Source organism: Xenorhabdus aichiensis, from assembly GCF_028598775.1.
In the GTDB taxonomy this organism is placed as follows: Bacteria; Pseudomonadota; Gammaproteobacteria; order Enterobacterales; family Enterobacteriaceae; genus Xenorhabdus; species Xenorhabdus bovienii.
In genome coordinates this window covers 21922-31478 of record NZ_JAQRFO010000050.1, presented here as the reverse complement: position 1 = coordinate 31478, position 9557 = coordinate 21922, and the positions used below count along the sequence as shown (strand labels likewise).

The 9557-nt window shown below is 40.1% G+C and carries 10 protein-coding genes and 2 pseudogenes; 11 read left to right on the top strand and 1 reads right to left on the bottom strand.

Annotated elements, in window-relative coordinates; translation table 11 throughout:
* Window positions 1–318: 318 nt before the first annotated feature.
* From PSI22_RS21420 to PSI22_RS17510, 11 genes and pseudogenes are all read left to right on the top strand, one after another.
* Window positions 319–777, top strand: a pseudogene (locus PSI22_RS21420) (Hcp family type VI secretion system effector); the annotation flags it as partial.
* A 289-nt stretch (window positions 778–1066) separates the two neighbouring features.
* Entirely contained in the window at window positions 1067–1204 is a 138-nt protein-coding gene (locus PSI22_RS17555; protein WP_273580859.1) for a hypothetical protein, read from the top strand.
* A 66-nt stretch (window positions 1205–1270) separates the two neighbouring features.
* A complete protein-coding gene (locus tag PSI22_RS17550; protein ID WP_273580858.1) occupies window positions 1271–2242 on the top strand; it encodes a hypothetical protein in 972 nt (323 codons plus the stop codon).
* Window position 2243: 1 nt separating this feature from the next.
* The gene (locus PSI22_RS17545) at window positions 2244–2642 is read left to right on the top strand and encodes a hypothetical protein (RefSeq protein ID WP_273580857.1); all 399 of its coding nucleotides are present in this window, start codon (window positions 2244–2246) and stop codon (window positions 2640–2642) included.
* Between the two features lie 137 nt (window positions 2643–2779).
* A pseudogene (locus PSI22_RS17540) lies at window positions 2780–3067 on the top strand (phage major capsid protein); the annotation flags it as partial.
* 126 nt (window positions 3068–3193) lie between these two features.
* Window positions 3194–3496, top strand: a complete 303-nt coding sequence (locus tag PSI22_RS17535) for a head-tail connector protein (RefSeq protein ID WP_273580856.1) — start codon at window positions 3194–3196, stop codon at window positions 3494–3496.
* Window positions 3496–3930, top strand: a complete 435-nt coding sequence (locus tag PSI22_RS17530) for an HNH endonuclease (RefSeq protein ID WP_273580855.1) — start codon at window positions 3496–3498, stop codon at window positions 3928–3930. The genes PSI22_RS17535 and PSI22_RS17530 overlap by 1 nt, the downstream gene beginning before the upstream one ends.
* Before the next feature lie 127 nt (window positions 3931–4057).
* On the top strand, window positions 4058–4411 hold the full coding sequence (locus PSI22_RS17525) for a phage terminase small subunit P27 family (RefSeq protein WP_086954148.1): 354 nt from the start codon (window positions 4058–4060) through the stop codon (window positions 4409–4411).
* Window positions 4408–6069 carry a terminase large subunit gene (locus PSI22_RS17520; RefSeq protein ID WP_273580854.1) on the top strand — a complete coding sequence of 554 codons (1662 nt, stop codon included), beginning with the start codon at window positions 4408–4410 and terminating at the stop codon, window positions 6067–6069. The genes PSI22_RS17525 and PSI22_RS17520 overlap by 4 nt, the downstream gene beginning before the upstream one ends.
* 435 nt (window positions 6070–6504) lie before the next feature.
* Entirely contained in the window at window positions 6505–7041 is a 537-nt protein-coding gene (locus tag PSI22_RS17515) for an SLATT domain-containing protein (protein WP_273580853.1), read from the top strand.
* A complete protein-coding gene (locus PSI22_RS17510; protein ID WP_273580852.1) occupies window positions 7038–8411 on the top strand; it encodes a reverse transcriptase domain-containing protein in 1374 nt (457 codons plus the stop codon). The genes PSI22_RS17515 and PSI22_RS17510 overlap by 4 nt, the downstream gene beginning before the upstream one ends.
* 169 nt (window positions 8412–8580) lie before the next feature.
* On the opposite strand, the gene PSI22_RS17505 is transcribed toward PSI22_RS17510, so the two are convergent.
* Window positions 8581–9501, bottom strand: a complete 921-nt coding sequence (locus tag PSI22_RS17505) for a hypothetical protein (RefSeq protein WP_273580851.1) — start codon at window positions 9499–9501, stop codon at window positions 8581–8583.
* Between the last annotated feature and the right edge of the window lie 56 nt (window positions 9502–9557).

Below are 9557 nucleotides of genomic sequence, written 5' to 3'. Positions count from 1 at the left end.
ACGACAAACCCAGATGTAGCAAGGCTTTCAGTGGATTGTGCAGAGGGTGCATAACTGAGAGGGGAAAAAAGATTTATAGGGGGGTATCTCTGGCAGGTAAATAAAAGCCAGATAAATCAAAAGACGTAAAGTAAGGTATCAGGCTGATTTGGTGCTACCAGAAATTTAAGCGATGTAATCTTCTGGTTTACTTTAAAAACAGAGATTAATCACAAATTCATTGCTGCTCTTTCACTCAAGCTGGAATAGATAAATATTCCTGTTGTATTCTGCTTCATTTATTCGGTATTTTTCGGAAGTCAGATCACAGGAGACAAGATGTCGCATATTATTTACTTGTCACTCAAAGGCAAGAAACAGGGGTTAATTTCAGCCGGGTGCTCAACGCCTGAATCTATCGGAAACCGCTATCAGGCAGGTCGGGAAGACGAAATACAGATATTGAGTATCAGCCATTCAGTGAGCCGCGACCAGAACGCGCATCATCACCCAGTTAGCTTTACCAAGCCTATTGATAAATCCTCGCCGCTCTTAGCAATGGCAATTGACGGTAATGAATTGTTAGAGGCCGTTTTTTTGTGTTACCGAACCAGTCAATTGGGGCAATTAGAAGCCTTTTATGAAATCAAACTGACAGGAGCAACCATTGTTGATTTTACCTGTCATTATCCTCATTCGATAGACAGTAATGACCAGATACCGTATGAAACGGTGCAGATTGATTATAAGTCTATTTCATGTAGGCATCTTACCGCGGGCACATCGGGTTATAGCATTACGCAATTATCCGGGCGTGAAGAAGGCAGGCCACTATTGTCTGGGTTCTCGAATGTTAAGCCACTTAAGAAGCCGCTGGTTGAAGAGACTCCGGTAAAACCCGCTAAACATCATGCTCGTTATCGTTGTGTGGATGATGACGGCAATCTTTTAACCGAACGCAAGTATCGGGTTTGCCTGCCGGATGGTCAGATAAAAGAAGGAAAGACTGATAAACAAGGTTATACCCAATGGCATCTCACTGATGACAAAAAGAAACTTGAATTTCATATTTTAAAGGATTAATGCCATGCCAACTTATACCGTTTACACTAAAATTGAATCGAATGTGCCTGCTGAAAAGTTACTTTATGATTTGATTATTTATCGTCAGGATGCAGCAGGAAATCATCATGTATTGCTTGATGTTGCACAGGCACAATTATAGAGCAATTATGAAACTGAAAAGCATATCACGCAGGAAATAGACGATGATCTTTCTGTGACGTATATTATGCAGATTATGCTTTATCGTAAGCATGGTTCAAATACAATTCAGGCATTGCAAGCTCCGTTTAAAAAAATGTATACACTTGGGGAACTCGTCGCAGGTAAAGCCTATTCGGATAAAAAACGGGAAAATGCCTGTTATTTTGAAAGTACGATTGAAACAAAACCGGTCAGCGAAGGTGATAATACGGTTGAATTAAAAATTACTATTCCTGAAAGGATGTTTATTGCTGAAGAATATCCAATTGGTCATCCTGACGACCCATTTGAAAAAAGTAAAATTGAATCTGAAATTCAGGGCAGACTTTCTAAAACAACCGTTCCCGATCAGGGCGGTGCAAGTTTATGTGGTCCTGCGGCATTTTTTTATTGTTTACAAATGGACAGACCAGATATTTATGAGCAAGCTGCCCGTGAGTTATGGGAACATGGAAAAACCAAAATTGGTCAATTAGAAATCAAACCGGGTGACGGCTGCCGACATCCTAAAGGTTCATTTTATAATCAGTACGGTGCAAGAATATCTGGGTTAGACTGGTTGACATTAGCGAGTTTAAGAGATTCAGAAAATATCATTTTTAATTATGATGAAGTTGATGATCAGGTTGCTGGTATTACAATGTGGGAAATGTTAACAGAATGGTTTGAAGAGGCTGGTTATGAAAAAGTTTTTAGTAATGTCGGATTATATCATTGCAATATGAATGATTTAATGGCTCTTAATGATTACGCATCGCAAGGATATAAAGTAATTACATTGATATCTGACACTATGTTAGGAAGGGGACGAAATAATGGTGTTAAATATAAAAGTCATTGGATTGTATGGAATGGAGTAGTAAAAGAAAATAAACAACAAGTTGAACTTGAATTATTTTCATGGGGTGATACATATCAACAAATAAAAAGCAATACTACAATGGATTCCTTTTTGAATCAATTATTCGGAGGAGTGGTTTTTAAACCACTAAAATAAAATGAATAAACATTTAATGATAATGGCTGTTTTTTTTCTCACTGCCTGTGGTAGTTCCGTTTCATTTTCACCTAAAGAAAACGAACTACCTGATGCTAAAGTAGGTGAGTCGTATTATAGCACTATAAATATAGAGGGTGGACGTGTTATAGGGATGCTAGCTGGTAATAGTGTAAAACCGGATGATTTAGGACTACATGCCCAACATTGTGAATTACCTAAAGAGGTAATAACAAAAAACACCATATCAACAAAGGATAATAACTGCATCATAATAATTGGTATTCCTGCCAAGGCAGGAACGGCAACAGTTAATATACATGGAGCTATCTATGGTAATATGTTTAAAAGCTCCGAGGAATTTAATAAAATCTACACTATAAAAGTAAAAAATAAATAGCCATTAGCAAAATGGCGATTTAAGTCGCCATTTTTATATTTTTGTATGCTAGCTCAACATAATCAGGATTCTTTCTTATTATTTTTCATAGTGTTAAAAAGTTATTTATTGAAAGATAACTATTCCGAAAAAACACCATGAAAAAACCTCTCGAATTACGCCAACAGAAAGCCGATTTAACCAACCAGATGCGCTCGCTGCTTACCAAAGCCGAAAGCGAAAAGCGCTCACTGACTACCGATGAAGCGAAACAGTTCGACAAGCTACGTAATCAGTCCGATGCGCTCAATGTCGAAATTGCCCGTTATGAAGCCCTATCTGATGAAGAACGCAGTCAGGCGGGTAAAACCCAGCCGACCAGTAAAACACTCAGCAATGATGAACTGCGCCACTACGTTCTGACCGGAGAAAACCGTTCCTTGTCTAACCACCGCCAATATCATTCTCTATAACGGGGCTAACACCAGAGGAACCGCTTTTGACATTGTGGCGGTTATCCCTGATGCGAAACACACCAGCCTAGAGCTGCTTTGTAAAGGAGGCATATTCTGATGAGCCAGATTGAAATCCCCTTAAACGAAATCAAACAGCATTGCCGGCTGGATGAGGATGGTGCCCTTGATGATGCCTTGTTAATGGGTTATGCCGAAGCCGCGCTGGAAGTCTGCCAGCAACATATCGGCAAACGGTTTGATAACGGATTGGCTTTTACCCCTGCTATTAAGGTGGGCTGTCTGCTTTATATCGGTTTGCTGTATGAGAATCGAGAGATGGCAACGGATGCTGATCTTAAAGAGGTGCCTTTCACCATTAAATCATTGTGGTCTGTCTATCGTGATGTGGGAGTTTACTGATGCCGTGGCAACCTTTAAAGCGCTGTAGCTATCCTAATTGCCGTGAGCGTGTGAAGTCAGATCGCTGTGAACAACATCAACGCGAGTCCAGACGGCAACAGGACAAACAACGGGGAACCCGAACCCAACGAGGTTACAGTAACCAATGGGGACGCTATCGGCTGCAATACCTGAAAGCGAATCCGTTATGTGTCCACTGCCTACAGCAAGATATCTATGCCTCTGCAACGATTGTGGATCACATTATCCCGATACAGGGTGAAGCTGATGTGTTGTTCTGGCCTGAATCCAATCATCAATCGTTATGCCCGCCCTGCCATAACCGCAAGACCGTACAGACAGATCCTATCACCAAAGCGAAGCGCAAACAGGGTATCTATCAGGAACGGGAAACAGAAGCGGCAAAGCGTTGCGGTTGGTTAGTCGCAGAATAATAACAAATGAAATAGTGGGTGGGGGTATCAAAAATGACAAACGCGCTTCTCAGCGGAACCGACCCCTCCTTAAATTTTTACGCACGGCAATTTTTTTGAAAATAAATCACAAGGAACAGAGAACATTATGGCAAGAGCACCCAAACCGCCCACTTATTTAAACGATATCGCCGCCAGTCAATGGAAAGCCAAAGGCAAAATCTTAAGTGAGCGGGAAGACCTGAACGCCGCCGACTGGAACAATTTAGAACTGTACTGCGTCAACTACGCCATTTATCGAAAAGCGGTGGCAGACCTTGATATCCGAGGCTTTAGTATCGTGAACAGTCAGGGCAGTGAAAGCCGTAATCCGTCATTGAGTGCCAAAGCCGACGCTGAAAAAATCATGATAAAAATGTCTTCATTACTGGGTTTTGATCCGGTATCACGGCGGAAAAATCCGGTGGAAACAGAGGAAGAGGACGAGCTAGACCGACTATGAACGCATGGGAGCAGTACGCTTTTGATATCGAAAACGGCACAATTCCGGCCTGTAAACGGGTAAAACAGGCGGTGAATCGCTATTTTAACGACCTGAATAACCCACTTTATGTGTTTGATTCGGAGGTGGTAGCGCGGTTTATTGCGTTCTCTCGTCACTGTCCTCACGTCAAGGGGCACTTGCGTGGTAAGCCTATCATTCTCGAACCGTGGCAGCAATTCGCATTTGCCAATCTATTTGGTTTCAAAGTTAAGGCGACCGGACGCCGAAAATATCGCAACGTTTATATTCAGGTTCCGCGCAAAAATGCCAAATCCACCGTTGCCGCGATACTGGTAAATTGGTTTCTGGTGATGGAGAACGGTCAGCAAGATATCTACACCGCCGCCGTGAGTCGCGATCAGGCGCGTATTGTATTTGATGATGCCCGCCAGATGTGCCTGTTATCAAAACCGCTCAAAAAACGGGTAGCTATCCAACAGCACAAAGTGACTTATGCAAAGAGCAACAGCCTGCTAAAACCACTGGCAGCCAAAGCCGCTACGATTGAGGGCACTAACCCCAGTCTGGCAATTGTCGATGAGTACCATTTACACCCAGATAACGCCGTTTACTCTGCTCTTGAGCTGGGAATGGGTGCACGTCCCGAAGGTATCCTGTTTACCATTACCACGGCAGGCAGTAATGTTATTTCAGCCTGTAAGCAGCACTATGATTATTGCTGTCAGATTCTGGATGGCGAAGAGCAAAACGAATCCCTGTTTGCCCTGATCTACGAACTGGACGACGAGAAAGAAATTGATGATGAAACGCTCTGGATAAAGGCAAATCCCAATCTGGATGTATCGGTAGACAGCGCCTCACTGCATGACACCATTCAGAAAGCGCGGGGTATTCCGTCACAGTGGATAGAAATGCTAACTAAGCGCTTTAATATCTGGTGTCAGGGTGAAACACCGTGGATGGGGGAAGGGGCATGGAAAGCCTGCCAACTAGACTATGACGTAAACAACCTCAAAGGATTGGAGTGTTACACCGGGTTGGATTTATCCTCAACAGGCGATATCACCAGTATTTGCTACACGTTCCCGGTGGATAACGAACTGTTATTACTGACCCGCCACTATTTACCCGAAGCCCAGCTACAGAACCCAGCAAATAAGAATCGGGCAATCTATCGTCAGTGGGCGCAAATGGGTTGGCTACGTACTACGACAGGCGACTGCATTGATTACGATCATATCCGAGATGACATTCTCAAAGACAGCCAGCACTTTGATATCAAGCTAGTCGGCTTTGATACATGGAACGCCACACACCTACGCACCCAATTACAGGGTGCAGGTCTGGATGTTGAGCCGTTCCCGCAAACCTATATGCGTTTTAGTCCGGTGGCAAAATCGGTTGAGGTGTTCGTTAACCGCAAGATAATTCGTCACAACGGCGATCCGGTGCTGGCATGGGCAATAGCCAATGTCGTGATGGAAACGGACTCCAACGCCAATATCAAACCGAACAAGAAGAAATCCGCTAATAAGATAGATCCGGCAATCGCGTTCCTGATGAGTTTTGGCACATGGCAGGCCGAACATGAAGATTTTTCGTTTAGTCTCAATGAAGAACAGCGACAACGATTGGATAGCTTTGACGGGGTTTAGATAACTAATCGATTTTTTAATACCTATGCAGGGTAAGAATTAATGAAATCAAATGTTCAGAAAGTTAAATATCACATATTTATTTGGATTAGTCGCTACTCTATCTGACCGTCAGATATGAACTCACAACGAAAAACGGACATTACAACTGTAATCTACGGTGTAGTTGTGATGTAGCAACCACGACCCTATTTTACTTTTGCATTAAATCAATAAATAGTCTTTTAAGACTTTGATAGTAAGTTGATTTATTCTATTTATCAGTGTTATAAACTACATATGAGAGACAGGTTCTTCCTCTTGCCTATGGTAAGGGCGGCTCTGATAAAGAACAGCGCAAGCTGTTGAGCTTCCGCTCACTGATCCTTCGGGATGTTCAATAGTTTCCAATTTCTCCTGTCTCTCTATTTTCCTTTTTTAATATGGAGCATATTCATGCTAGACAAGGTATGGTTCACCTATAAGGCACGAATTCAGGCGTATCACCGATTAGAGTGGATGGACACACACTCTCAATTCCTCCTCGTTTGGTACGCTATTTTAAGTGCTGTATTGGCTGTAGTTGTAATCCGTTACCCGGTTTTATTTGGTAGAAATACCGATATTTTGGGTGCAGTGTTATCAATTGCATTGCTTGTTGTGTCACTTTCTGTCGCAAACAGGGATTTTCGTGGCCGGGCGATGAATATGCGTAAGAATTATTTGGCATTGCAACATCTATATAATGAAATAAATTCCAGAGGGGAAGTAAATGAAGAAGATGTTATAAAATACGGCGAACTACTTAATGAAGTGGAAAATCATAAGCAGATGGATGACAAAGTTTTTCGGGTAAGAAACTCCTCACAATTGACATCTAGAAATCCAAAGTGGATAGACTATGTACAGGTCTACACTTTTATTATTGTTAAATATGTCGTATTAGTATTTTCATATCTGTCTCCTTTTGTAGTAGCATGGTGCCTACTATGAGCAGTGCAGCGCGTAGTTTTAAAAGATGTTTCACTTCTAAAAACTTAAAGAAAATATACGTTGATAAGATTAAAGAATCAGGAACAATTGGCATAGATAGGGTGCACCCAAGTGCTTTTGAAAAAAACCGTGCATCTGAAATAGCCCTGATAGTGAGAAAAGTTTCCAACGGAAATTATAAATTCACTGCATATAAGGAAAAGTTGATCTCTAAAGGGGCGCATTCATTTCCTCGACAAATTTCTATTCCGACGGTACGAGATAGAATCACGCTTCGAGCACTTTGTGACGCTCTCATTGATGTATTCCCAAAAGCAAAGCTTTCGCTTCCTCAAGTGGTGATTGAATCACTTAAAAATTCTATCATTTCTGGAAAATATACTGAATATGCTAAAATTGATCTTCGGAATTTTTATCCTTCGATTCCTCATGCACTGATTGAACATGCTATTAAAAATAAAATTAGAAAACCTGAATTCAGAGAATTAATCTACAATGCAATTTCTACACCTACTGTAAGTGAGGGAAAAGGAAGTAAAGGTGTAATTAGAAATAGCGCAGGAGTACCGCAAGGCCTATCAATTTCGAATGTTTTGGCAGAAATTGCGCTGCAGAAGATTGATGCAGAAATCAGCCTTATGACAGATATATGGTATAAGCGATATGTTGATGACATCCTCATACTATCCCCTACTGATCAAGCTACCGAAATCGCTAATGTTATTGTAAAGAAATTAGAAGATCTTGGTCTCTCTCCTCATCCATTAGGTAAAGATGAATCAAAGTCAAAGTTGGGATTGTTGTGTGAACCCTTTAATTTTTTAGGTTATAAGGTGAGTGATCAGGGGATTGAAATTAGGAAAGATAGCATAATTCGCTTTGAGTCATCACTTGCAAAAATTTTTACTGCTTATCGACATGCATTATCCAAAGCTAAGAATAAGAAAGACAAGAAACGAGCTATAGCATATTGCCAATGGAAGCTAAACTTACGAATTACTGGTTGTATTTTTAACGGAAAACGTATGGGCTGGGTGGCTTATTTTTCCCAAGTTTCGAATACGATTCAACTTAGAAGGGTGAATCATACCATAAGAAAATTGACTAAAAGGTTTGGGTTAGAGAATGATATCAAACCGAAGTCTTTAATCAAAACATTCTATGAGTGGCATCGTGGAGATAAATACTCTCACAAATACATTCCTAACTTTGATGCGTTAGCGATTGAGCAGCAAAGGGAAATTGTCTCTTTATGGATTGGGAAAGAAGAGGTTAGTAAGTTAAGTAATGCAGCAGTGACTAGAAAATTTATTTATAAGATCACCTCGTCTGCCAAAGAGCTTGAGCAAGATATTTCTAGTTTATCGTGAATGAACACCTGGTTTTTAACGCCATTCATAAAATTAGTGGTTATCAAGATAGGAAGCTCCCCCTCTTAATGAATAACTTTGAAAAGTTTATTAAAATCGTGGTGAATTAATCATTGGTGAGATGTCTAAAAACGCCTTATGCACGAGACAATTTCTGACATTAGAAAAATTATTTTCTTTCGATTTTCATTTTTTGAATAAAATATGTCCACGAGTGATTTTCTTGGTTTTTATAGTCTTGAATAATTGATTTGACTCCGTAGTATAAACCAAAAGGGTTCAATACCGTTGGGAGTGGTAAATTGCTGACCACTGCTTCAAATATACTTTTTCCTATATTTGGTTTAATTTGCATAGCGAGATCCCATAGGGCTAGCTGTAAGTCAGAATCAAGAGTTTTATCTATAGATTCCTCTCTATTATTTATTGCGAAAATTTTACGTCTAAATGCGTGTATGTTTTTGTCTTTCCTTAGTTCTAGAACTTGGTTCCAACTCAACTCTTCAAATTTTGGGATGACTAAATCGGTTGTGAACAAATTCTCTATATCAGTTGTTTGTTGTGCGGAATCAACTGCCTGCGCAACTACAGGTGCAAAGTTTATATGGAAATTTTTATAGCGATTTTTTAATAAAAAATTGAAACTAAGATCAGAAATTATATCTCCACCGACTATTGCTGCTGCCTTGTATTCTTTATCATGATTATGAATACCCATTTCCTTATCGATGAGATTTCTTCCCCAAGAAAATTTTGAAATTTCATTGCTATCAAATTCTGAAACATAATCTTGTGCTTCTCTATGCGTTTTTTCAGGATCTTCAACAACATCCCATAAATCAACAAATAAGTCCTTGAATTTTTCATTTTTAGATAGCTTCAGTCTCTCTTTAATATCTACATCTTCTCTTGAAAGAAATGATGTATATTCATGCAAGTTATTAAATGACTTACCTTTACCAATAGGACAGCCATACCTATTAAAAATTATCCGATCAAAAAGCAGAGCATATCTCTTGTACATTGATGAAATAAGGATGTTTGATCGACGAAAATTAAGTGAGTTAGAGAATGATGAATAGACTTCCATTTTTAATCCTCTTAATGATGCAAACTTTACTAATTTTAAGCTCATTTACTCATTTT